We start from the raw sequence: 20,741 nt of genomic DNA, 5'->3' as shown, positions 1-20,741 counted from the left end.
GACCCCGATAAGCTAAGAGGTTTAGACAGAACAACGGCTGGTTTATTCTACAAACCACCTTTAACGGGATGAATCATGCCTATCGTTACTGGCAATCGATCAAAACCAATCCGGCTTGGATTTGGCGCGTAGACAGCGTAGAGAGCTTAAGGGATGAAGCCGGCAACCGTTACATTACCGATGAACTCATCGACGAAGACCGCAAAGCCGGTATGCCGGAATTTCTGATTCAGCAAGAGTATTATTCCGTTATTACCGTTCAGCATGAACGACTCTATTTCTCCAAAGAGATACAACATCTTGAAGAAAATAAGCGCCTCATTCCTGAATTAGTGCTACCCAATGTTCCTGTCTATGCTTTCTATGATCTGGGCGTTAACGATTCCACTGCCGTTATCTTAGCGCAATTTGATCACCTCAATAACCCGAATATCATTCACTTCATGGAAGCCAATAACCATCCGATACAGTATTACGTGAACGAAGTACACCGCTTCTGCAATAAACGTCATCTCAGATTACACAGTCATTTTTTACCGCATGATGGTAAAAATCGAGATAAAGCGACAACCAAAAGTACGCAAGATATTCTACAAGAACTCGGCGAAGCTGCCTTTTGTGTACCCAAACCGCAACGCAAAATCGATGCCATTAATCTTATGCGCAGAATGCTCTATCGCACCAAATTTAATAAGGAAAACACGGAAAGACTCATTGATTGCTTATCCAACTATTCCAAGGTCTTTGATGAAAAAAATAACATCTACAAAGACTCACCCTTACACGATTGGACTTCGCATGCTGTTGATGCCTATCAAACACTTACCCTAGCCATTGAACATCAAATGATTCGGGATGTTATGCCGGAGATTATTTATTATAATTAAACGTAATTACACCTATAGGTTGGCCACATATTGTTTAGTCGTCTATTTTTACATTAGCATTTTTAAGATTTTTTCTTAGTTTTTCTTTTGCTTCATCTAAAGAATTGCGAAAAGGAATGTAAATAACACCAGAAATATCAGATGGCATTTCTACATCTTCGTGTCTTAAAATGCTAACTTTTTCTCTTCCCATAAAAGCTAATAACATACCCATTTCAAGAATAACGTTTTGTCTAGCTCTTTTGTGAATTGCCCCCTCACCATCTTTTATAGCGTATCCAGCGTCATCAGGTGTCAAAATAACAATGCCGAAAGCACAAGATTTTGTCTCTTCTTCCAGTTTTTCTATAATAGTTTGTCCATTTCCACTGTCGTCTATGATTGTATATGGTTTTAAACCCCATTTGTAAAGAATATTCTCAAGCGATTCTTTCACTTTCATATCATGTCCATGTACTATGAAAATTTTATTACCAATTTCATCTATATAAGTTTCGCTTGTTAGCAGTGCCTCCAATATGGCTTGAACTTTACTATTATTCGGTTGGATAGATACTGTTTTTGTTTTTGGACCAAAATAGTTTATTTTTATACCATCTTCGGTAGTGTAGCACAAGGATATGTTTCCTTTATTTTTTTGTATATTCCCTCGTTTAAAATTCATCTTTAACTTATTTTCTAATTCTTCTTCTGTTCCAGGCCATGTAAGTGACATTCGTACTTATCCTCAGTTTTATTTACTTATATTTTAATGAGATTTTTCCCGCTACGCAGTGACTGGCTTTCAGTCTCATTATAACCTATTTTAAATTTGTTTACGGTCCTAAATAAGGGAGAAAATATGCCACTTATCAAAGGAAAGAAAGCCCAAACTAAAAAAGGCTTCAGAAAACATCAAACGTGAGATCAAAACGGGCAAGCCCCAAAAGCAAGCCGTGGCAATAGCCTATACGCAAGCAAGGAAAACAAAAAAGAAAGGAAAGTCTAAGTCTTGATTTTTTCTACGTGTATAGTTATCCCTGTGATGGGACGGTTACCCGTATTTTTAAATACAAACACCACTTCACCTTTTTTTCCTAATTTCATTGTTTCTGGTAACTGATTTTTAATGTAGCCTTCTACCTTTATAATAGGCCGCTCCTGAACACATAAACTTTTTACCTAATAAGCGCTGCTTTCCAATACGAGGAGGTTTTATATCAAGCTGGAATTGCTTTTTTCCTAAGCTTGTCGGATTAAACTGTATTTGCAACCTTCTTTCCTCCTGTTTTCCTAGTGAGGAAGTGCCTTCTAGTTTAATCTCATTGGGTGAGCTAGTTGAAAAAAGTAAAGTTTGAGGAAAAGCCAACTTATTTATAATACAATAAAAAGCAGTATAATTCTCTCCTATATAACAGGCATCTCCATTAAAAACCTAATTCCTCTATCAATTTATAATAATTGTTATCTTTTATTATTTTTTTAGTATATTTATGTCCATCCATAAAGCTATCTTTAATAAAGAAAACATTATTTTTACTTATTAAGCAAAAACCTAAATAAATTTAATTTATCATGATGAATGTGTTAGCACTGCCTTTAAAAGCAGGATAGCTATAATTAGATTTTCTCCAATCAAAATAGCGAGTAACCACCCACTAAAATAATTTTTCAATTCCCACTTGAGCTTCTCTAATTTTGCATCATAAAGAAGCTCATTGATATCTTTCATATTTAGAAGTTATTACAGCTGTGGTTTATTTTTTAAAGGAATTTCTACCTGAAAGCTAGAACCTTTCCCGGGTTCACTTATCAATTCTATTTTACCATTAAGTTTTTCAACACATTGTTTAGTAATATATAAGCCCAAACCACTACCTACAAAGTCACCACTTTGATTTGAAGGTTTTATTTTAGTGTATTTTTCAAATACATAATCTTGTTTATCTTTGGCAATTCCTATACCCGTATCTTTTACCTGTATAGTTAACAATCCTTCTATAACATAAGCGGAAATAATTACACTACCTTGGTCAGTAAATTTTATAGCATTACTCACAAGCGAAATCAGTATTTGCTTTAAACATAAGCGTTGTACCCAAACCAAATAATTGTCACAGACAATATGTAACGTTATGTTTTTAGCTTGTACAGCCGCTCTATAGAGTAATTGAATTTCATCTATTAAGTCTTGGATATGAAAATAGTTTGATTTATCCTCAATAGTTTTAGAATCAAATATTGAAAAAATATTGTTTACAACCTCTATCCATTGTTTTGCGCTAGTAATAATATAACCAAGATATTCTTTTACCTTTTCTTCCTTTGCAATGCTATGCGCTAGTTCAGCACAGCTATAAACACCAGTAAATGGCGTTCGTAGATCATGCTCCATATTTAGGATAAATTCTCGCTTGGCGATTTCAGCTTGTTTTTGTTCGGTTATATCAAGCGAAACACCAATAATGCCGGCGATGCTACTCCTATCTCTACGCCAAACAGGTATACGGTTAGTAAAATAGTAGCGGTTATCAGGCCCTTTTTCCTCCATACCCTCTTCACAATTGCTTTCAATCACACGCTGGCAGGCTTCCCATTTTTCTTCTCCCCATGTTCTAAGATGTTTGCCAAAAAAACTCTTTTCAGTTTCCTTAATGGCTTTCAACATGCGCGTATTTACCCAGGCTAGATAGCCTTCATAATCTGCTACAAAAATATTGACGGGTAAATCAGAATGAAGACTTCGATTGATAATAGGAAACGATAATTCAAGTAAACGTTCCTTTTTAAGCCTTTTCATAGCCTAACTCCTTTGTTTTTGTTATTTCTTGGTTTAATTCTTGTAGAAGACTTAATCGTTCAAGCTCGGGTAGTTCAGTCAATAATTTTTTAATATGTCTCTTTGTTTTTGTTGTATTACTCGCAGAAGAAGCTTGAAAAAAACTACTTTCTGATTCTTTCAAAGCTACTCTTTTTTCTTGTTTAGGATATTGAATGTCATACCGTAACCAAGGCATGGGATTCGTTTCACCAAAGTATTTACGATGAACATAGCGTAATGCCGCATTGCCATTTCCTGGATAGAGTAAGCTTGTAAATCCGTGATGCACTAATTTAAAAATAATGCTGGATTCTTCTAACAAATACTCTCGTGCTGCTTTTAAACAGGCTTCATTTAAGTGTTTTTCTTCAGTAGGATTGTATTTAATAGCTAATTTTTCAGCATATTTTTGTGAAATCGTATTAACATGATTTCTAAAAACTTTATCTGTTTTTATAATCCTCTTCAATTTTGGATAAATATTCAGAAAATGGTTTATCTTCTATGTCTTGTTGTGTTTCAAGTATTTCTTTCCAAGAGATGATTTTAGGCGTTAATTTAAGCTTATCGATAGAAGCTTGTTGCTGTTTGATCCAGTCTTCCCCTAATTGAATAGCGGACAAATCAGCTGCTTCAATCGATGAGAAAGCGGGATCTAAACGTTGATAATGGCGTTTTAAATAACCTGTTTCAATAATGGTGAACTGTGTTATGTTTTTCTCGGCATATTCTTCATTGATTTTTAGACAAAAAGCCTCAAACTCAATACCTTGTTGGTGACTTTGGTCGATACTAATGATTGTCACCGCAGAGGCGCTTTGACCATTCGAGCGATGCAAATGGCCACATAATTTTATAGTGGGTAGCATTTTTTTCCTCTTGTTATTGTTATAATTACTTGTTGGTTGTTTTTTATTAATAATTCACAAAAACTCCTTTAGTATGATTTTTGAGATAGGGAAAGTGTGTTAAACGTTTGAGTTAGTGCATCAAGCTGTTTTGCACTCTCGGTTTGCTTGAAAAATAGAAAATGTCCAGTACAAGCCTTATGAATAAGAAAAGCTGTTCCTGCTGTTAAAATAAATAAAAATAAATAAAACTAAATTACCAAGAATTTGTTTATAACCACGATGTTGTTCTAAAATAGGCCGGCTTTCATTAATGGCTTGTAATGCTCTGGTTTTATAATCAACGTAATCAATTTTTCCTTCGCTGAAATACCAACGATTTAAATTATGTAGATTAAAAACCAGGCCTTTTGCTTCAATTGCTGCGCAATGATGACCTCGATAATCTAAATCATAGGCTTTCATCTCTAACGTATCTAACTGAACTTCAATTCCAGCGTAAAATAGCAGTGTTGGAGAAATGCAAGATTGATACTCTGGAAAAGAAAAGTCTCTTAATCGTAATCTCACTGAGAAAAATTGTTCCAGCTCAAGTAATTCTTTCACTGAATCAAAATCATCTACCGAAGCAAATTGAGTATTTTCCAGTGCTTTAATCCCATCATTCAGCATTTCTATACATTCGAATGAAGAAGTAAATGATAAAGCTCCCTTTCGTTTAGCCTCATGTAACCCTTTCAAAATATGCGACAGTTGCTTCTCTAAAAGATTATTTTTAGTTTCTTTAGTTGGCATCGTTAAACCCCTCTTTTTTTATTGTTATGAAAATGAAAGCAAATGAAGTTAAGCAGAGGCATTTTCAGTTTCCTCAACGTCTATAAGCGATTGTGGGTGCTTAGCTTTTAAAGGGAGATAACCGAGTTGTGTGGCACGATAAATAGCTTGGCCAATATTAGAAGACTGAAGCTTTTTAAAAGCTGACATTCGATGTCTTTTGATAACATCCGGTGTTCTTTTTAAGGAAACTGCAGATTCTTTTAATTCTTCTCCACAAGAAGCTTGAAAAAGACTTTCAATTTCACGATTTGATAAACGTTTTCCAAATCTAAGAGAAAAACTAAGATAAATATGAAATAAATGGCTTATTTTCTCTTGAATTTGACTTTCACTTGGACGATCGACTCCATTTTCAAGTAAAAGATATTCCGCTGTTGCACGAAAATATTGATTTTCTTGTGCAATTAATTTGCACCACGCGCCCTCTAAGGCTACTCTATTAATAGCCATATCAACTCCTTAGGTTGATGTTGGTTAGCGCTACTAAAGTATCTTCAGTACTTTGATAGCGTGGGGGTACGTTTTTTAACGTACCCTTTTTTATTAGTAGTAGAGGTATTTTAAAAAGATAATAAATATAAAGAAATTCAGCGCAGAGTAACTCATCAATACGTGAATAACCATGAGGTGATGCACCAAATGGTGCATAGTATTTGCTTCGCTCAAACGATAGCGGTAAGCTTGGCGTAACCATGATTCAATTCTCCCGAGAATTGTATTGTGGCCAGACAGTGGCAGGGTGTTGATAGCACCTTTGTCGCTGTCCCCCTTACGGGGGGTTGGCGGTTTAGTATTTAGTTATTTATTTGGATTAAGTAAATTTTTAACACGCTCCTCAATATTGGGAGAGGTTGTTGATTCTTCCTCCTCTAAGACAAAGGCTTTGTCGGGTGTAATATGTTCTTCCTTGATCGCGGTTCCTATACCGATGAGTTTTACTAAATCGGTTTGAGTTAATTCATCGATTGTATTCTTTTTGAAAAATTGTAGAATTTGTTTAGGGTCAATATTCCATTGTGCAAATCGATCAAAAATTGCTTTTCTACGTGCGCTTAAATCCTTTTGATCGCCTACTGCAAATTGCATTGCTTTTTCATACACTCTGTCGATCAATGCTTTGGGGATCACTTTAAATATCGCATTTCTAAGCGCGATAGCACTAGCCGCATTGCCTGTGAGTGTTTGCATATCGTGGCTATAGCGAGCACCATTGCTCTTTGTAATACTACGTTTAACTTGGCTGCTGATCTTAACGTTTCTTTCCAAATCCCAAGCGACACCTTCTGCAGTAATCGATTGGCCATCGTTCTCAACAATTCGACTGCCAGCATGGAGATTTCCCCAACTTGCCGCAGCAATTTCAGCTAAACGAATCGAAGGACCTTTTATTTCTGTAAGTTTTCCATAACTATCTTTACGGGGAGGTAGACAATAAAAGCAAGCTTGTGCGGTTTCTTCGTCTTGTGTAGCAAGTTGTGTTGCTAAATTAATAAATTCATTGGGGTTTCGTGGATAAGCTTTAGCGGTGGTAATTTGCATATCTAATTCAGCACGGACTAATTTACCTTGATCACAAATTAATTCATTTGACATCATTATTCTCCAATTTAATTAAATGCATAGCGGGGTAGTGAAATTTCTTGGGCTCGATAGCTGGGCCAGTTATCTGTTTCTAAACATTGTTTGTAGGCTTGTAATAGACTTTTAAATTCATCACGACCTTTATCAATGGATTTCTTATCCAATTGATAAACAACGGTAACGAAAGGTTCTGCTTTCTCAACAACAATAAAGAAAAAATCATCTATTTTGATTTTTTGAATATGAAGCAAGGCCTCTCGAATCATCGCCGCTTGAATATGGTAGCCATAGTCCAACACGGCCTTTGAAAAGGCCCATGCACTACCATCTTGTGCGCTTTTGAGATCACAAACAAAGTTGCGCTGCAAAATATCAGGCCGACATTTACATAAAATGCCAGTTTCAGGATCATTCCAGTAAAGAGATTGCTCTATTTGTGCGCTCTCAATCAATTGCAAAGCCAGCTTATTCTTTTGCAAACTATCTGCCATTTGTTGCAACTCTTGGTATTGCGCTTCCTTTAGAAAGGTTTTAATACCTTGTTCTGCTTGGATTTGTTTCCAGCGTTCCGCACCGGCTTTAGTTCGCTTATCGAATTTGTCTAGCGTAAAAAACTGTTTTTCAAATTCCTTTGGCTCTAAAATAAAGGTATGCAAAGCATTACCAAAGATTTGAGCCGGTGTAGCAGATTCTGGAACATAATAAGGATTTAGATACTTGTACCAATAGTGATAAGGAGATTTTTTAAACTCCATTAATGCACTGCGGCTGATACCCGATCCTTGGTGGTAAATTTCATTGGAAATGTCGTAAATTCCAGGTTTAATTGTAGTTTGATCAATAGAAACGAGTGGAGACGGTAATATATTAACCATGGTCCACCTCGTCGTGCCAATAGTCGGCTTCTTCCTCATGAGAAAAATACTTCGCATTAAACGCCTGCTTGTCTTCTTCTTTTTCTAAGGCGTTATCGATGCAATAGGCAACTTGTGCGTCATATTGTCTACTTCCTTCAATCACAATCCGAACAAGGTATTGATAAAGATTTTGTAAACTATCGAGCGATCCTCTCTTCTCAAAGACATTGGCTAATACTTGATTGAATCCGTTATAGTCTGCATCAATTGCTAAGGTTTTATTTTCACGAAGTGCAGCAATACCTAATGCCCAACGCATGGATTCATTGAGTTCGTCGTAACAAGAGACACCTTGATCAGATACGGCTTGTTGAATAAGGCCACCAAAATCATCAAAGACGGGTTCTTTTTTAGGGTCCGGCATAACCCATTTAACATGACTAGAATCTCCAGGTTTGCCAAGTTCTATATATGGTATGGGATTAGCCATGAGCCACCTCCTTTAATCCGATGAAAGCTAAGAAACATTTTTTGATCTTTTTAAATAATCGGTGGAGTTTACGCATAGCTTCCTCCTTGATTTTTATTGCTCAGTATTTTCGTAAATTCCTTGGCATAAGGTTCAAAGCCGTTATAGGTATCAAGCTCATCAGCAGCTTCCAGTAGCATGTGCTTTAATTGCGTAAGGTCATCAGCTACTTCTCTAAGTAAGTTTTGTCCTTGTGTTTGACTTACATTCAGTGAGAGGAAGCTAGGATAAGGATTAACATCAACGTCTATAGCACTATGCGCTTCTTCAACACCTATTTGGAATGATTCTAAAAGCATCTCTAAGCTTTTAGTTAAATCATCAAACAGAAGACCTGGTTTAGAATTTAGAAAGGCCTTTAATTCTTCAATTAAACTCTTTAAGAGAGAGGATGTTTGGTAGCACTGCGATAGATAGTCGCTGGCAGGTTGTCTTAGACAAACGAATTGATTTAAACTGACGTTAGCCATAGTTTACTCCTCCAAAGTAGATTGTGGTTAGTGGCATGTAGATGTTGGTAGCATCTACGTGTCACGCTGCATATTATTTTCTGATAATCTTTATCATGATATCATGATAAAGATTAAAGTCAAGGAGGAGGAAATTTTTTATAGTTTTCCTTTATTATTTTTTCTGCACCTCGACGGCAAAGCTCTGCTATACTTACCTTCATCTTAAAAGAAAGCCATTTCAATTGTTCTGCCATTTCTTTAGGTACTCTTACAATTATTGTTGATCTCTCTTCCTTATCTGCTTTTTAGTGCTCATTACATTACCTATAATTAATTTTCAACCTATCTTGGAGTTGAAATCGCTTAGTTAGTTATAAATAAGGACAATAAAAGTGACAATTACTATTCATCAGCCTTTTGACAAACTTTTTAAGGTATCCCTTTCTGAGAAAAAAGTAGCTATATCTTACCTAAAAACACATCTACCTGCTGAAATTTTTCAACGGATTAACCTTGATACCTTAGAATTAACTGATAAAAGTTTTATTCTACCCAAATTCCGAGAAATTCATTCGGATATTGTCTACCGTTGCCAGTTTGATAATCAAGACGGCTATATTTTCTTCATCCTAGAGGCAGAATCGACAGCCAATGAAGAACTGATGGCCTTTCGGCAATTACAATATAGTATTGCTGCCATGGATCAGCATATCCGACAAGGCCATAAAAAATTGCCGATTGTTTTACCAATTTGCTTGTATCACGGCTTGGAATCTCCATACCCACATCCTGTTGATGTTTATCAATGCTTTGATAACCCTGATTTAGCTAAACAAATTGTGTTTAAGCCTTTTACCTTAATAGATTTAACAGTTTTATCAGATGATGAGCTTGCAGAAGGGCCAGCTTTTCTGATGGAGATGCTTCTCAAACATGCTCGGGCCAAGAACTTTTTAGCTATTCTTAAAGAAAGGCGAGAGTCTATCAAAGCCCTATTTAAGCAATTAAGCAGAGAACCGCGCCGTTATATGGTAAAATTTGTAATAAACGAGACCCAGGATGAGAGTAAACCAGAAGCAGTTGATGAACTTATTCACATTCTCACCATCTACCAGAGGATAAAGATATTATCATGACATTTGCAGAACAATTAAAGCAGCAAGGCCTACAGCAAGGCCTACAGCAAGGTCTACAGCAGGGCCGAAGAGAAGAGGACTTTGTTATTGCCAAAAGAATGTTAGCTAAAAGGTTAGATTCTGAACTTATCAAGGAAGTAACAGGCTTATCTGATCAAGATTTACTTAACCTCGAAGACTAATATTCTCGCAACTACCGCGAGGTTATCATGACATTTGCACAACAACTAAAACAAGAAGGATTACAACAAGGCCTACAGCAAGGCAAAAGAGAAGAAGACTTTGTTATTGCAAAGAGAATGCTGAATATGGGCATCGATCATGAGATTATTAAAAAAGCAACCCAGCTTTCTGATCAAGATTTACTAAGCCTAGAGGATTAATATCATAAGCAAACCATCATGACATTTGCACAACAACTTGAACAAAAAGGGCTACAAAAAGGCCTACAGCAGGGCCTAGAACAAGGCAAAAGAGAAGACGACTTTGTTATTGCTAAAAGAATGCTCGCTAGAGAGGCTGATTGTGAATTTATTAAGGACGTTACAGGTTTATCTAATAAAGATTTGCGCAGTCTTGAAGATTAACTATAAGGGAGAGAATTTAATAATTAAACAAGAATTTGACTATCGGCTATTAGAAAAAAATGTTAATAACTAAAATTAGACTTATAGAAAAGCAAGTATTGAAAATACTCGATAATGCGAATAGGGCTAGTATGAGGCGTGATAGCTTTATTATAAAAGGAAAAAATCTAACTAGGCATTAGATTAAGTAGCAGTTTATTAATAATTTATTTTAAGAAATAGTCTTACTCTTTATTTTTACAAAAATATAAAGAGAACGTCTATTTTCAAAAGATAAATTAATTTTTTCAATTGAGGCAGTTACTATTCTTTTGTTATTAATCCAATCAATAAATGTATTTATCAAACCTCTATTTATGTACCCTAAAAGTTTATTAGATTGGTCTAAAATTTCAATTGCATCTTCGTTTTCATATTTTGTAATTTTAAAATAAACCTTATCACCTATTTGGATATTAACAGGATTTGTTCCTTCATAAATGTGTCTAAACCCAGCGGCCTCTATAAATAATTCACACGGTCCACTGACGTTTTCAAAAGGATGTATAAATGAAAATCCATCGGACAATAATCTACCATTTGAATATCCTAACAAGCCGAAATCACTTATTGGAACATCAGGCTTTAAACGTAATTCATCTAAATAATTCTTATAATCATCTCTATTCTTACTAATTAAACGAACTCTAAAAGTATCAAGGACATTATCATAATAAATGTTCTTCAAATATGAAAATGCTGGATAACCTTTAAAACCTCTATTCTTCGCTTTTTCAAAACTAGTTGTGTTAACTAAATAAATGAGGTTTGCATCTTCACTACTAGTACGAATGAGTTCAGCTACAATATGTCGATCACGATATTCTGGTTCTAAAGACTGCCAAGCTAATAATAATTTTTGTGGCTCTATAACGTGTTCAATTAAATTCATTAGATGTAACTCCTTTTTTCAATTTATCGTACCTGTTTTCTATTAATTTTAGCATAAAGTTTGCTCTTTCAGTCGTCAACTTTACAGGTATGTCAAATTTAGTAAGGTATTCTAAAATTTTTGTAATATTTTTTATATTAACTTTGTTTAATAAATTTAGCATTGTTTTTTTTACATTGTATTTTCTCATCATTTCATGAAGTAATTCATAGTGTCCAGGATTCTTGCTTTCAATATCTACTCGAATATGGTGAAAGCCCTTAGATATATATTTATCATAATCTTGTTGCTTCCAAGTCTGAAATTTTTTTTTATAAATTTCTCTACCCATACTGGTTCCATTATCAAAAACAGGGGCTATAGTTTTTTTAAAACTTTCTTTATTTTCGATAATTCCCCAATTATCTTGGTGGCGATCTGTATTTCCAATTAAAGCATCAAATAAGAAAACCTCAGACCAATATTCTTTCCAGTTTCTATCTTCTAACTTTTCATTTTTTACAAGATTATCAAATATTTCAAAAAGTGTATTAATGTTATGTTGAGTTCCTTTCTTTCTATCAAATTTTTCTAAGTGATTATTAAAGTAATCGCCGCCTTTGTGAAAATCTTCAGAACCTTCTTTATAAAAAAATTCACTAAGAGCGCCACATTTTCCAGATAGCCTATTAAAGGCAACAAATGTAGGAGGAACTTTAATTCCTATATCTTTTCCTAAAAGATAAGCGAATATTTCCATCCAAAATTCTTCTGGGTAGCGTTTAATAGATTGTTTAAAACAGTAATAATGATTTTTTTGTAAAAAACTTGAGCCTTGTAAATCTTCAGGGCTAAATAAATTTCTATTTACCCGTGTTCCAACTGGATTAGTAGGGCCATCCCAACCAGATACATCTACTGGTGTATCGACTGGTTGTTGAAGTATAGACCATTTTGATTGTTTTGTTTCTTTAGCTTCTTGAAGTTTAGGCCGTTCTAATAGTTCTATTTCTTTGTCATCCATGACTATAACCTATTGACTTGAATTCAACTTATAAGAGCAATTTTTGCACAAATAATACACAATAAAATTATATAATAAATATTGTTTATTTAAATAATAAAAGATTGCAGCATGAAGAAGTATAAACAACTTGACTTTAGAAAACGATGTCAAATTTATGGCTTATGGAAAGCAGGTTACAATCAAACAGAAATAGCCAAAGAAATAGGGGTCCATAAATCAACAATTAGTCGGGAATTTAAACGTAACACCCAGCTTAACAGAAAATGAACTTGGGGCTATTATGGATCGATTGAATAACCGCCTAAGAAAATTATTGGATTTTGCTACACCAAAGAAGGTATTTTATGCTAACTCATACCAATAGATAATTAGGAAAAGACGTTGCACTTATGATTTGGATCGGCCTTCTACCATTAACAGATAACTAACGATAAGAATTTTATCGGCAGCTAGGAAACTTTTAATTAATAAAACCTATGATGCCTACCGCTCTAGAAAATTACTTTAATGACTGTACCAAAATTGTACCAGGCTGAAATAGAATGTACTAAAATCTCCGTAGTTTTAGATAGCTTATTAAGTTGGCAAAGTATCGCAAGTTGTTGATTATTAATGATTTTTTATATTATATATCTGGCTACGAACTTGGTGGTCGGGAGTTCGAATCTCTCCGGGCGCGCCAATAAAATCAAGGACTTACATCATTTTCAAACAAACTTAAAAAATCCCTTGCGGGACTTTTGCGGAAGCTAGCTACGCAACTCTCCGCAATACGGTTAACACTGGCTTTCGATTTCTCTCTTCACAAACCTTATTTGCATTATGGAACAAGCACGTGACTTTACGGGTGCTGCTTTTGCTTGGCAAGATGGTCGTCGCTCCGTTTGGAGAATGATTCAAACACATATCGATCGAGTGCACGATGTCCTAAAAGACAATTTTTAGCGAGGTATTTGAACAATGACAGAAATCAAACATAAACAAGATGGATAAGAAGTAGATATTATTATTTCAGAATCCAATGAAACACCCGCTATAACAGAAGCTACTAAGCTCTATGCGGGCAAATATAAATCGGTAGAAGAATTAGAAAAGGCCTATAAAAACACCTCGACGGTGTTTAACGAGAATAAAGCCTTGCAAGAAAAACTAAAAAGTTTTGCCGTGCCTGAGAATTATCAATTACCGGAATCAGTTTCATTATCCGAGCAAGAACTACAAGGTCTGGCTAATGCCGCCAAACAGGGGGGGTTAAATCAAGCTCAGTTTGAAAAGATCCTCTCTACCATGCAAGAACAGCAACAGAGCTACCAAACGCAATTAGCTGAACGCAAAAAACAACTCGGTGAACAATTTAAAGTGGTGGAAGATTATGTAGCAAAAACCTATCCCTCCGCTTTACATCACACCGTATTAGCTACACTCTTAGGAGATGAAAACGCGATGAAAGACGCTTTAAAACATCGAGACCAATTACTCAATTCACAAGTACCAGGTCTTAACAATCAACGGGCCAGTTATTCTGACCCGGAAGATGCTAAAGAAGCCTTAGCTAAAATTTCAGACGAATATCACCAAAATCCGACTGAGAAAAATCGGAAACGCTATATTAATCTGGCTAGTGAAGTGACTAAAGAAAGATCTAGAAATTAAACTTTTAAGCCATGGTTGTTAGATTCTAGTGATAAAGAAGATACAATTGGAGATTTACTAATTTGATAAAAAGCATTTGGATTAGAATGAAGCAATTTAAAATCATGTATTGTTTTTTCTAAAACAAAAAAAGTTCACTTAGAGCAAAAGCTCCCATGTCCGTATATTGAATATATTTATTTGCTTTTTTAACTAACATAAGTTTATATTCAAGAATATTTTTTTAGTAAATTTAACGCTATTTATTAATTTTTGGTAAACGTCTTTTAAATTTATTTTAAACTTTTCTGGAGCCAATAACATAAAGTAAAACAAATCTGAATTCAAAAACCATTCTACATTTTTTGGATAGATTTTTTCAGAGTAAAAAAGCAAAGTCCGTAAATCCTGGAAATCTTTAAAATAACAATAAAAATCTTCATTTTTTAGATATTTTTTTACTTCTTTTATATCATCCATTAGAATAGAAATTAATTTTAAGTTAGATAGTTTTTGTTTTAGCTTTTCCTTTTCTTCTGACGTTGGAATAAGAACTATTAAGCTTTCTATTTTTTGTATTGACTCTTCTATTTTCATAATACTTTTTTCTTTTTGTAAATTAAAAATACTGTATCTAGTACTTGTTGATTTATTCATAAAACTTATAGATCAATCTAAAAAGCCCGCAAGCAGAATCATTATCAGCCCTGAGCGATGTTTAGGCAACCTGATAGATGAAATTAATGAATTAATTTTTATTTATCAGGTTATTTATGTCCGAAATTAGTTACGAAGCTACGTGTCAGATGTTTAACACGGAAGTCACGCAGCAATACCAAAATTTATCCAAACTCAAAGGTACGATTGAAGAACGTCATGGTTTACGTGGTACGCATTTAAATGTTCCCGTTTCTGATTTACTTGAAATGAGTCACAGTGGTTTTGCAGCCACCGATATTCGCGTTACCCCACTTAATGAAACCAATGTGCAAGTACCGACCTATAATTATCACCTTAAAACTGTGATTGGTGGTGGTGAAAAAACACTTTATAACTTTGATAAGATTATCGATCACTCCAAAACCCATGCCAAAGCCGCAGCACGGTTGAATGATTTCATTAAGATCAATGCGATCTTTAGTGATCCAGATTTTATTGCGGGGAAAATTTATACCGTGCCGGTTGATGTCGGTGTTAACACTGGACTCAATGAAGAAAAGTATGCTCTAGCGATTGCCTATCTTGAAAGCCAAGGCATGGATGTGCATAACCTGGAGGTGTCGACCTGGGTACCGGCTTTGTTAAAACCCTCACTATATAACGATCAGCAAGTATCTAATTTTTTCTATAACGACTTTAGTTCATATAACTTTTTTAGAAACTAAGAAAGACCCGCAAGCCCGATTTTACATGAAGCTCCAGTTGACCCGACGGTTATATGATAGAGGGTGGAGACGTGATGATGTAATAAATTTGCTCAAAGTGATAGACTGGGCCTTAATTATTCCTGAAAAACTCGAGCTAGAATATAAAGAGAAACTCCATAAATTGGAGAAGGAGAAAAATATGAGTTATGTAACAAGTTTTGAACGATTAAGCCGTGAAGAAGGCCTACAGCAAGGTCTACAGCAGGGCCGAAGAGAAGAAGACTTCATTATTGCTAAAAAGATGTTATCTAAAAGACTAGATCCTGAACTCATTAAGGAAATAACTGGCTTATCTGATCAAGATTTACTCAGCCTTGAAGACTGATATACCTCGAAAATTATGAAGAAGATGTTGTGAACGCAGTACAGCAACTCTAGATGCCAGGCCGAGAAGAAGGGCGGCATAAGAAGCTATAACTGTTGCCAAAAACATTCTACCCGAGGGCATGTTTCCCAAAAGTTGTACAAACGCTAACCGTCTTATCGGAAAAGAAATAGTAGACTTCGCTAAAAAGCACTGAATTTTCCTATCTATAAAAGAACTTCTTCAACATTTCTATGGTAAGAAGTTATGCCTCTTACTCGATGAAGTAACTTTCAAGAAGTGTTATATTTGATTTTAATGGTCTAGTAATACGAACATCCTGGTTGTTGATTTTCACTGCTTTCGTTTTGCTGTAAGGGCAAACGTTGCCAATTAAAGAAGGATGGTCGTTGTTGAAGTATCGGGGTAAATTCATCCAATTCTTCATTGCTCCGAGTATCCTGTTGATTATCTAATGATTGCTCTTGCCCCTGCCTTATTGCTTCACAAAGATTCCTTTCTAATTGTTGAATTTCTTCTTCTGATCTGGGAGCACTATTAAGTCGATCTTCTAGTTTTCGTTGTAATGCATGAACTTTATTTTTTAACCAAATCAAAGCAGTAAACCTAATATCAGCATCTAAATAAACAATATAAGTTGTTATAAGCATGCCAAGAAGAATGGGTATCCATATGATAGGACTATGACATTCATCACACTTATTATCTTCAAGACATTTGTTATGTTCGCTATCAGTTTTACTTTTAACATCACATTCTTTACATCCTGTACTACATTGAGGAATACTCTGTTCAATTAAAAGGCCGGCTGTTCCGAAACTAAGAGTAATCATAAAAAATGAACCAGCAAAAATAGAAACCGCCATATCGATTGCTTTTTGACGTGCTTCTATTTCTGAAGGAGAAAATTCGCAATATTTTTCTAGTGAAAATTTCAAATCCAAATTAGTTTGATCTTTCGCTAAGATAGATAGTGCGTCGCCAACAAGTGCTAATTTACAATGGGCGGGGAGCCCTTTTTCTGATTGAGATACCAAAAATGATTCACCAATATTAGGCATAATGTACAAATCCTTTATTCTAATAAGTATTAATGTTTTATATAAATAAAACGGTACATTATATCAGTTAAAATTTAATCAGCAGTCATCCTTTCTTTCTGATTTATCTTTAAAAATCCATGCGCGACTGAACATGATGCTCATAGTCATTATTATAGAGTTGTAAGGATCGTCCGGTTTATAATAATGTTTTTTTTCAATAACTTAGAATATAAGTACCTATCGGAGTTCGAATCTGTCCGGGCGCGCCAAATTCACATTATTTTTCAATACGTTAGCTAGTTTAGTTACAATCCGAACTATCACTTAAATGTAGCGTGTACCAAATTTGTACATGCTACACGTTCAGCTGCTTCTTGCAGTTGCTGACTATTTAGATGTGCGTAACGTTGTACCGTATTGTAAGAAGACCAACCACCCAACCTTTGCAGTTCATATAATGACGTTCCATTTTGAACCTGCTATGAAGTCCAGGTATGGCGTAAATGCCAATGAAAATCCTTGATGCCTGCTCGTTTTAAAGCACTTCTCCATGCTTTTGTTGTACACTGCTTAACAGGACTTCCTTGATAAGTGAAAACAAACTCAAAATGCTTCCCTATTTGCTTACGGATAATTTCAACTGCTTCTTCATTTAAAGGGACTGGGATGGCTTTTCTCGTTTTAGATTGACAAGCGCTGACCTCACTAAATCAATTAGTTTCCATCTTAATCCAAGCACATTGGCTTTTCGTAATCCCGTTAACGAAGAAAAAGCCGCCATATAAGCGCTTTACTACCTCTTTGGTGAGCCAACGATCACGTTCTATCTCATCAAACAATGAAATAATAGGCATTTTTTCTAGCCATCCTTTTTTAAAAGCATTATTTAAAATAGCTCTTATTACTTCTAACATACGATTAATAGTTGCATACGATACTTTATCTTTTCTCCTTGCTTCAATAAGCTCATCTATTAGATCAACATCTATTTCAGTTAGTTTTTTATTTCTCAAGAAAGGATCGGCCCATTTTAAATGAAAACCTGCTTCTTCTAAGCTACGTTTGCTTTTACGTTTACAAACATCGAACCATTTGACTACCGCTTCTTGCCATAATCGTTCTGGTTTTTCCCCTAACTTACCTTGGCGCCACAAATCCGCTTTTAAGCGATCATGTAATTCCTGCGCCGCTACATTGTTTGAAGTCCCAGTAGATTGTTGTATTCTCTTTCCGTTGTGAGAAAGTCTGATCCACCAGATATTGTTTCGTTTACAGAGTGCCATAATTGTTCTCTCCTATTGTTAGAGACACCCTGCGATACTTTGCAGGGGGTATCGTAAAGCGAATGTAAATAGTTAACAAGGTCTTCTTCCAAGAAACACCAACATTTACCTGGTTTTGTTCTAGGTATTTTTCTGCTTGCCACAAGTCTTCTCAATCCTTGAGGGTTCATTTTCAAAAACTGAGCGGGCCTCTTCAAGATTGAAGGTTTTCACTATCACTGCTCCTTAAATCTAAAGCCCCCTGCATTCTCTTCATATATCTATTTTTTATATAAAATATTGGATTAAATATTTACTAAGTCTATATCTAGATTACCGGATCAAAATGTTCATCTGTGAACAAATTTCTTGCATAAAATTTTTTGACGGTTTTAAAAAATAAGGATTTTATTTATGTACGTAAATCAAGAAAAAGCTGTCTTAGAAATCATTCATTATTTTGGAAGTGTCGATAAGATATCGAAAGCAACTCGTCTTTTGAAGAAACCAGAAGGCCAAGCGTATTTAACGTCTATCCAAGAACATTCTACTCATTCTGCTAGAGCGACCATAGATTGGGTGATGGAAAAGCTGGTACGTGTAGTCTGTGCCGGGGTTGCTGACGATGGGACGATTAAGGCAAAAGCTGTTAAAGATGCTTTACGTGCGTTGACTGAAATCAATAAAATCAAAGGTCATTATGTCCCTGAGAAGGAATTTAATCTTAACTTGGATATGGATGATATCCAAGAAGCAAGGGCACGTGAATTGACTATTAAATATACTCGAGAATATTAATTTAACTGTGAGTGTCATGACTAGAATTGATATACTCTAATTGTTATCAATCTTAGGATAACATTCACAGTTAATATGATGACTACTGCCAAAAATTATTTTTAGTTAAGTGTTATATTATTTTCTGTAGCCATACTGTTACTGTTTTCTGTTCTGCGCTCCACTTTCTGATCTTTGTCTTTAGGAGTAAAAAATGAAGCTCGAACCGTTTGGCTACTGCTGGATGGATGAACCAAGTCTTTTTCATAACTACTTAATAGATCATCTATTGGTGTATATTTTCCAGCGTCAATGAACATCTTAAAATCTGGATCGTTTTCACCTTTGAAGAGTACTCCAAACTCATCAAATAAACGCTTGTTTATTTTAGATTCAATTTCACTCCAGATCACTTCAACACCTTCAATTTTTAGAGATTCTATTAGAAACACGTAAGGAGAAGATCGCTCCTGAAGGTATTTATCGACTTCTTCACATACAACTACAGGTAGTTTATGTGAAGCAACTGATCGATTAATAAAAGTTAATTCAACGTCTGGATGAACTCCATTTACTTTTTCTAATAATTTATTAAAGGTACCAGCGGGACAAATGACTTTATCTATTTTATCTGAATTATCAAACCCGTCCTCCGATAGATTCCCGTCGCGCTGAGTTTCATATAATCCTTGGACGAACAGTTGCAAAGCATCTTCTAGAGTTGCTGTACATAGGTCAGAATCTATTAGCGCAAGATAAGTGAGTGCCAATAACTGTTGTATTGATATTTTAGAAGTTGGGTCTTCAAAAGAATAATCTACTTGCGTAACGCGATTAATACATCTTTTTGCAGCTAAATTAATTTGAGACTTGTCAGGTAATGAAGAAATATATTTTTGAATTTTAAGAATAATTGAATCTAATTTATCATCTGATATTGCTTTCCCATAACGTTCATAAAGTTTTCTTGCTGAGGCTGATGCAGAATAATTAATACTTGCTGTATGGGTACTTTGAGGGTGATTAATAGGCTCTCTTCTTTGCAGTCTAGAAATATATCGTATAATTATTTGCTCTGCGTTTGGACGTGTCGAATATTCAATAAGTTCATTAAAAACGTCTTGTGTAAATAAAAATTAGATAATTGATAAAGCAATTTACATATTTTTTCATTCTGAATAAAAATTCATATCTTGGATTAAATAACTTTTCAAAATTATCTTTGTTTAAAAGATTAGAATTATTAAGACATATAAGAATATGTATCATATTTTTATGAAAACTATTTTTGATCAAGTTTATGTTTTTTTGATTTGATATTCCATTATTTTTAAGTAACACAAGTGTTCGGGCCATTATCTTAGGATGAGGATGCTTTCTGATGAGATTGACGTATTGATTATCTAATAAATTGGCATCTTTGAGTAACAGAAGTGCTGAGGCCATGTCCTTAGGGTAATTGTGATTTCTGATGAGATGGATGTATTGATCATCTAATAAATTGGCCTCTTTGAGTAATAGAAGTGCTGAGGCCATGTACTTATGGGAATAGTGATTGCTGATGAGGGTGATGTATTGATCATTTAATAAATTGGCCTCTTTGAGTAACAGAAGTGCTGAGACCATGTCCTTAGGGTAATGGTGATTTCTGATGAGATGGATGTATTGATCATCTAATGAATTGGCATTTTTGAGTAATAGAAGTGCTGAGGCCATACGATCCTTAGCGTAAGGATGATTTCTGATGAGATGGATGTATTGATCATCTAATAAATTAGCCTCTTTGAGTAACAGAAGTGCTGAGGCCATGTCCTTAGGGTAATG

At 34.9% G+C, this 20,741-nt stretch carries 30 protein-coding genes and 2 pseudogenes; 11 read left to right on the top strand and 21 right to left on the bottom strand.

Annotated elements, in window-relative coordinates:
- Window positions 1-68 precede the first annotated feature (68 nt).
- Window positions 69-887, top strand: a complete 819-nt coding sequence (locus tag S3O_RS0103185) for a hypothetical protein (RefSeq protein ID WP_010597609.1) — start codon at window positions 69-71, stop codon at window positions 885-887.
- A gap of 34 nt (window positions 888-921) precedes the next feature.
- Here the strand turns inward: S3O_RS0103185 and S3O_RS0103180 are convergent, their stop codons facing one another.
- The 13 genes from S3O_RS0103180 to S3O_RS0103120 form a co-directional block, all read right to left on the bottom strand.
- A complete protein-coding gene (locus S3O_RS0103180; protein ID WP_010597608.1) occupies window positions 922-1,602 on the bottom strand; it encodes a TIR domain-containing protein in 681 nt (226 codons plus the stop codon).
- A gap of 390 nt (window positions 1,603-1,992) precedes the next feature.
- Window positions 1,993-2,235, bottom strand: a complete 243-nt coding sequence (locus S3O_RS0103170) for a hypothetical protein (RefSeq protein WP_010597607.1) — start codon at window positions 2,233-2,235, stop codon at window positions 1,993-1,995.
- A gap of 204 nt (window positions 2,236-2,439) precedes the next feature.
- The gene (locus S3O_RS17105; RefSeq protein ID WP_156792714.1) at window positions 2,440-2,598 is read right to left on the bottom strand and encodes a hypothetical protein; all 159 of its coding nucleotides are present in this window, start codon (window positions 2,596-2,598) and stop codon (window positions 2,440-2,442) included.
- Window positions 2,599-2,610: 12 nt separating this feature from the next.
- A complete protein-coding gene (locus S3O_RS0103160) occupies window positions 2,611-3,666 on the bottom strand; it encodes a PAS domain-containing sensor histidine kinase (RefSeq protein ID WP_010597606.1) in 1,056 nt (351 codons plus the stop codon).
- Window positions 3,653-4,156: a hypothetical protein gene (locus S3O_RS0103155; protein ID WP_010597605.1), complete on the bottom strand. Its 504-nt coding sequence runs from the start codon at window positions 4,154-4,156 to the stop codon at window positions 3,653-3,655. Before S3O_RS0103155 ends, S3O_RS0103160 begins: the two co-directional genes overlap by 14 nt.
- Window positions 4,131-4,556, bottom strand: coding sequence for a hypothetical protein (locus tag S3O_RS0103150; protein WP_010597604.1), 426 nt, complete (start codon window positions 4,554-4,556; stop codon window positions 4,131-4,133). Before S3O_RS0103150 ends, S3O_RS0103155 begins: the two co-directional genes overlap by 26 nt.
- Before the next feature lie 177 nt (window positions 4,557-4,733).
- Window positions 4,734-5,330: a hypothetical protein gene (locus S3O_RS0103145; protein WP_010597603.1), complete on the bottom strand. Its 597-nt coding sequence runs from the start codon at window positions 5,328-5,330 to the stop codon at window positions 4,734-4,736.
- A gap of 48 nt (window positions 5,331-5,378) precedes the next feature.
- Window positions 5,379-5,822, bottom strand: a complete 444-nt coding sequence (locus tag S3O_RS0103140) for a helix-turn-helix domain-containing protein (protein ID WP_010597602.1) — start codon at window positions 5,820-5,822, stop codon at window positions 5,379-5,381.
- Between the two features lies 1 nt (window position 5,823).
- Entirely contained in the window at window positions 5,824-6,066 is a 243-nt protein-coding gene (locus S3O_RS10990) for a hypothetical protein (protein WP_033227243.1), read from the bottom strand.
- Between the two features lie 104 nt (window positions 6,067-6,170).
- The gene (locus S3O_RS10985) at window positions 6,171-6,965 is read right to left on the bottom strand and encodes a hypothetical protein (RefSeq protein WP_010597601.1); all 795 of its coding nucleotides are present in this window, start codon (window positions 6,963-6,965) and stop codon (window positions 6,171-6,173) included.
- Window positions 6,966-6,979: 14 nt separating this feature from the next.
- On the bottom strand, window positions 6,980-7,828 hold the full coding sequence (locus S3O_RS0103130; protein WP_010597600.1) for a PD-(D/E)XK nuclease-like domain-containing protein: 849 nt from the start codon (window positions 7,826-7,828) through the stop codon (window positions 6,980-6,982).
- On the bottom strand, window positions 7,821-8,300 hold the full coding sequence (locus S3O_RS0103125) for a hypothetical protein (protein ID WP_010597599.1): 480 nt from the start codon (window positions 8,298-8,300) through the stop codon (window positions 7,821-7,823). The genes S3O_RS0103130 and S3O_RS0103125 overlap by 8 nt, the downstream gene beginning before the upstream one ends.
- Before the next feature lie 68 nt (window positions 8,301-8,368).
- Window positions 8,369-8,809, bottom strand: a complete 441-nt coding sequence (locus tag S3O_RS0103120; protein WP_010597598.1) for a hypothetical protein — start codon at window positions 8,807-8,809, stop codon at window positions 8,369-8,371.
- Window positions 8,810-9,183: 374 nt separating this feature from the next.
- Between S3O_RS0103120 and S3O_RS15185 the strand changes: the two genes are divergently transcribed.
- From S3O_RS15185 to S3O_RS0103095, 4 genes are read left to right on the top strand one after another with little or no spacing between them, the layout of a single operon-like run.
- Window positions 9,184-9,927, top strand: a complete 744-nt coding sequence (locus S3O_RS15185; RefSeq protein ID WP_010597597.1) for an Rpn family recombination-promoting nuclease/putative transposase — start codon at window positions 9,184-9,186, stop codon at window positions 9,925-9,927.
- A complete protein-coding gene (locus S3O_RS18630; protein ID WP_010597596.1) occupies window positions 9,924-10,109 on the top strand; it encodes a hypothetical protein in 186 nt (61 codons plus the stop codon). The genes S3O_RS15185 and S3O_RS18630 overlap by 4 nt, the downstream gene beginning before the upstream one ends.
- Window positions 10,110-10,136: 27 nt before the next feature.
- A complete protein-coding gene (locus tag S3O_RS16290) occupies window positions 10,137-10,310 on the top strand; it encodes a hypothetical protein (RefSeq protein ID WP_010597595.1) in 174 nt (57 codons plus the stop codon).
- An 18-nt stretch (window positions 10,311-10,328) separates the two neighbouring features.
- Window positions 10,329-10,514, top strand: a complete 186-nt coding sequence (locus tag S3O_RS0103095) for an RpnC/YadD family protein (protein WP_010597594.1) — start codon at window positions 10,329-10,331, stop codon at window positions 10,512-10,514.
- 211 nt (window positions 10,515-10,725) lie between these two features.
- On the opposite strand, the gene S3O_RS10975 is transcribed toward S3O_RS0103095, so the two are convergent.
- Window positions 10,726-11,445: a hypothetical protein gene (locus S3O_RS10975; RefSeq protein WP_010597593.1), complete on the bottom strand. Its 720-nt coding sequence runs from the start codon at window positions 11,443-11,445 to the stop codon at window positions 10,726-10,728.
- Entirely contained in the window at window positions 11,432-12,448 is a 1,017-nt protein-coding gene (locus tag S3O_RS0103080) for a HipA domain-containing protein (RefSeq protein ID WP_010597592.1), read from the bottom strand. Before S3O_RS0103080 ends, S3O_RS10975 begins: the two co-directional genes overlap by 14 nt.
- Window positions 12,449-12,559: 111 nt before the next feature.
- Between S3O_RS0103080 and S3O_RS20320 the strand changes: the two are divergent.
- The 3 genes and pseudogenes from S3O_RS20320 to S3O_RS0103070 form a co-directional block, all read left to right on the top strand.
- A pseudogene (locus S3O_RS20320) lies at window positions 12,560-12,697 on the top strand (helix-turn-helix domain-containing protein); the annotation flags it as partial.
- 576 nt (window positions 12,698-13,273) lie between these two features.
- Window positions 13,274-13,396 carry a hypothetical protein gene (locus S3O_RS19445; RefSeq protein ID WP_268869410.1) on the top strand — a complete coding sequence of 41 codons (123 nt, stop codon included), beginning with the start codon at window positions 13,274-13,276 and terminating at the stop codon, window positions 13,394-13,396.
- A 171-nt stretch (window positions 13,397-13,567) separates the two neighbouring features.
- Entirely contained in the window at window positions 13,568-14,104 is a 537-nt protein-coding gene (locus tag S3O_RS0103070; protein WP_010597590.1) for a hypothetical protein, read from the top strand.
- 192 nt (window positions 14,105-14,296) lie between these two features.
- Here the strand turns inward: S3O_RS0103070 and S3O_RS0103060 are convergent, their stop codons facing one another.
- Window positions 14,297-14,740, bottom strand: a complete 444-nt coding sequence (locus S3O_RS0103060) for a hypothetical protein (protein WP_192805864.1) — start codon at window positions 14,738-14,740, stop codon at window positions 14,297-14,299.
- Between the two features lie 116 nt (window positions 14,741-14,856).
- Here S3O_RS0103060 and S3O_RS0103055 point away from each other — a divergent pair, with 116 nt between their 5' ends.
- Entirely contained in the window at window positions 14,857-15,468 is a 612-nt protein-coding gene (locus S3O_RS0103055; protein WP_010597588.1) for a phage capsid protein, read from the top strand.
- Window positions 15,469-15,493: 25 nt separating this feature from the next.
- Window positions 15,494-15,835 carry an RpnC/YadD family protein gene (locus S3O_RS18625; RefSeq protein ID WP_010597587.1) on the top strand — a complete coding sequence of 114 codons (342 nt, stop codon included), beginning with the start codon at window positions 15,494-15,496 and terminating at the stop codon, window positions 15,833-15,835.
- Window positions 15,836-16,137: 302 nt separating this feature from the next.
- On the opposite strand, the gene S3O_RS0103045 is transcribed toward S3O_RS18625, so the two are convergent.
- The 3 genes and pseudogenes from S3O_RS0103045 to S3O_RS20315 all read right to left on the bottom strand — a co-directional run bounded on the left by S3O_RS0103045 (window position 16,138) and on the right by S3O_RS20315 (window position 18,331).
- Window positions 16,138-16,896 carry a hypothetical protein gene (locus tag S3O_RS0103045; protein WP_010597586.1) on the bottom strand — a complete coding sequence of 253 codons (759 nt, stop codon included), beginning with the start codon at window positions 16,894-16,896 and terminating at the stop codon, window positions 16,138-16,140.
- A 302-nt stretch (window positions 16,897-17,198) separates the two neighbouring features.
- Window positions 17,199-18,161 (bottom strand): annotated as a pseudogene (locus S3O_RS13475) (tyrosine-type recombinase/integrase).
- Window positions 18,068-18,331, bottom strand: a complete 264-nt coding sequence (locus S3O_RS20315) for a multidrug DMT transporter permease (protein ID WP_408005636.1) — start codon at window positions 18,329-18,331, stop codon at window positions 18,068-18,070. The pseudogene S3O_RS13475 and the gene S3O_RS20315 overlap by 94 nt, the downstream one beginning before the upstream one ends.
- A gap of 223 nt (window positions 18,332-18,554) precedes the next feature.
- Between S3O_RS20315 and S3O_RS0103035 the strand changes: the two genes are divergently transcribed.
- Window positions 18,555-18,938, top strand: a complete 384-nt coding sequence (locus tag S3O_RS0103035) for a terminase small subunit (RefSeq protein ID WP_010597583.1) — start codon at window positions 18,555-18,557, stop codon at window positions 18,936-18,938.
- Window positions 18,939-19,039: 101 nt separating this feature from the next.
- Here the strand turns inward: S3O_RS0103035 and S3O_RS0103030 are convergent, their stop codons facing one another.
- Complete coding sequence (locus S3O_RS0103030) at window positions 19,040-19,687, bottom strand: hypothetical protein (protein WP_010597582.1); 648 nt, start codon at window positions 19,685-19,687, stop codon at window positions 19,040-19,042.
- A gap of 340 nt (window positions 19,688-20,027) precedes the next feature.
- The gene (locus tag S3O_RS0103025) at window positions 20,028-20,726 is read right to left on the bottom strand and encodes a hypothetical protein (RefSeq protein WP_010597581.1); all 699 of its coding nucleotides are present in this window, start codon (window positions 20,724-20,726) and stop codon (window positions 20,028-20,030) included.
- Window positions 20,727-20,741 lie beyond the last annotated feature (15 nt).

The sequence above is a fragment of the Rickettsiella massiliensis 20B genome (assembly GCF_000257395.1).
GTDB lineage: Bacteria > Pseudomonadota > Gammaproteobacteria > Diplorickettsiales > Diplorickettsiaceae > Diplorickettsia > Diplorickettsia massiliensis.
The sequence above is the reverse complement of the archived record's forward strand: the minus strand, read 5'-3'. Positions and strand labels throughout refer to the sequence as shown.

Excerpts from the sequence above, each read along its gene's own strand:
- S3O_RS0103055 (WP_010597588.1), top strand. The coding sequence starts at position 14,857 with ATGTCCGAAATTAGTTACGAAGCTACGTGTCAGATGTTTAACACGGAA.
- S3O_RS16290 (WP_010597595.1), top strand. The coding sequence starts at position 10,137 with ATGACATTTGCACAACAACTAAAACAAGAAGGATTACAACAAGGCCTA.
- S3O_RS18630 (WP_010597596.1), top strand. The coding sequence starts at position 9,924 with ATGACATTTGCAGAACAATTAAAGCAGCAAGGCCTACAGCAAGGCCTA.
- S3O_RS0103095 (WP_010597594.1), top strand. The coding sequence starts at position 10,329 with ATGACATTTGCACAACAACTTGAACAAAAAGGGCTACAAAAAGGCCTA.
- S3O_RS0103080 (WP_010597592.1), bottom strand. The coding sequence starts at position 12,448 with ATGGATGACAAAGAAATAGAACTATTAGAACGGCCTAAACTTCAAGAA.
- S3O_RS0103125 (WP_010597599.1), bottom strand. The coding sequence starts at position 8,300 with ATGGCTAATCCCATACCATATATAGAACTTGGCAAACCTGGAGATTCT.
- S3O_RS0103150 (WP_010597604.1), bottom strand. The coding sequence starts at position 4,556 with ATGCTACCCACTATAAAATTATGTGGCCATTTGCATCGCTCGAATGGT.
- S3O_RS19445 (WP_268869410.1), top strand. The coding sequence starts at position 13,274 with ATGGAACAAGCACGTGACTTTACGGGTGCTGCTTTTGCTTGGCAAGAT.
- S3O_RS0103120 (WP_010597598.1), bottom strand. The coding sequence starts at position 8,809 with ATGGCTAACGTCAGTTTAAATCAATTCGTTTGTCTAAGACAACCTGCC.
- S3O_RS0103035 (WP_010597583.1), top strand. The coding sequence starts at position 18,555 with ATGTACGTAAATCAAGAAAAAGCTGTCTTAGAAATCATTCATTATTTT.
- S3O_RS0103160 (WP_010597606.1), bottom strand. The coding sequence starts at position 3,666 with ATGAAAAGGCTTAAAAAGGAACGTTTACTTGAATTATCGTTTCCTATT.
- S3O_RS17105 (WP_156792714.1), bottom strand. The coding sequence starts at position 2,598 with ATGAAAGATATCAATGAGCTTCTTTATGATGCAAAATTAGAGAAGCTC.
- S3O_RS10975 (WP_010597593.1), bottom strand. The coding sequence starts at position 11,445 with ATGAATTTAATTGAACACGTTATAGAGCCACAAAAATTATTATTAGCT.
- S3O_RS10990 (WP_033227243.1), bottom strand. The coding sequence starts at position 6,066 with ATGGTTACGCCAAGCTTACCGCTATCGTTTGAGCGAAGCAAATACTAT.
- S3O_RS0103025 (WP_010597581.1), bottom strand. The coding sequence starts at position 20,726 with ATGGCCTCAGCACTTCTGTTACTCAAAGAGGCTAATTTATTAGATGAT.
- S3O_RS0103045 (WP_010597586.1), bottom strand. The coding sequence starts at position 16,896 with ATGCCTAATATTGGTGAATCATTTTTGGTATCTCAATCAGAAAAAGGG.
- S3O_RS0103180 (WP_010597608.1), bottom strand. The coding sequence starts at position 1,602 with ATGTCACTTACATGGCCTGGAACAGAAGAAGAATTAGAAAATAAGTTA.
- S3O_RS0103140 (WP_010597602.1), bottom strand. The coding sequence starts at position 5,822 with ATGGCTATTAATAGAGTAGCCTTAGAGGGCGCGTGGTGCAAATTAATT.
- S3O_RS0103060 (WP_192805864.1), bottom strand. The coding sequence starts at position 14,740 with ATGAATAAATCAACAAGTACTAGATACAGTATTTTTAATTTACAAAAA.
- S3O_RS20315 (WP_408005636.1), bottom strand. The coding sequence starts at position 18,331 with ATGAACCCTCAAGGATTGAGAAGACTTGTGGCAAGCAGAAAAATACCT.
- S3O_RS0103185 (WP_010597609.1), top strand. The coding sequence starts at position 69 with ATGAATCATGCCTATCGTTACTGGCAATCGATCAAAACCAATCCGGCT.
- S3O_RS18625 (WP_010597587.1), top strand. The coding sequence starts at position 15,494 with ATGAAGCTCCAGTTGACCCGACGGTTATATGATAGAGGGTGGAGACGT.
- S3O_RS0103130 (WP_010597600.1), bottom strand. The coding sequence starts at position 7,828 with ATGGTTAATATATTACCGTCTCCACTCGTTTCTATTGATCAAACTACA.
- S3O_RS0103145 (WP_010597603.1), bottom strand. The coding sequence starts at position 5,330 with ATGCCAACTAAAGAAACTAAAAATAATCTTTTAGAGAAGCAACTGTCG.
- S3O_RS10985 (WP_010597601.1), bottom strand. The coding sequence starts at position 6,965 with ATGTCAAATGAATTAATTTGTGATCAAGGTAAATTAGTCCGTGCTGAA.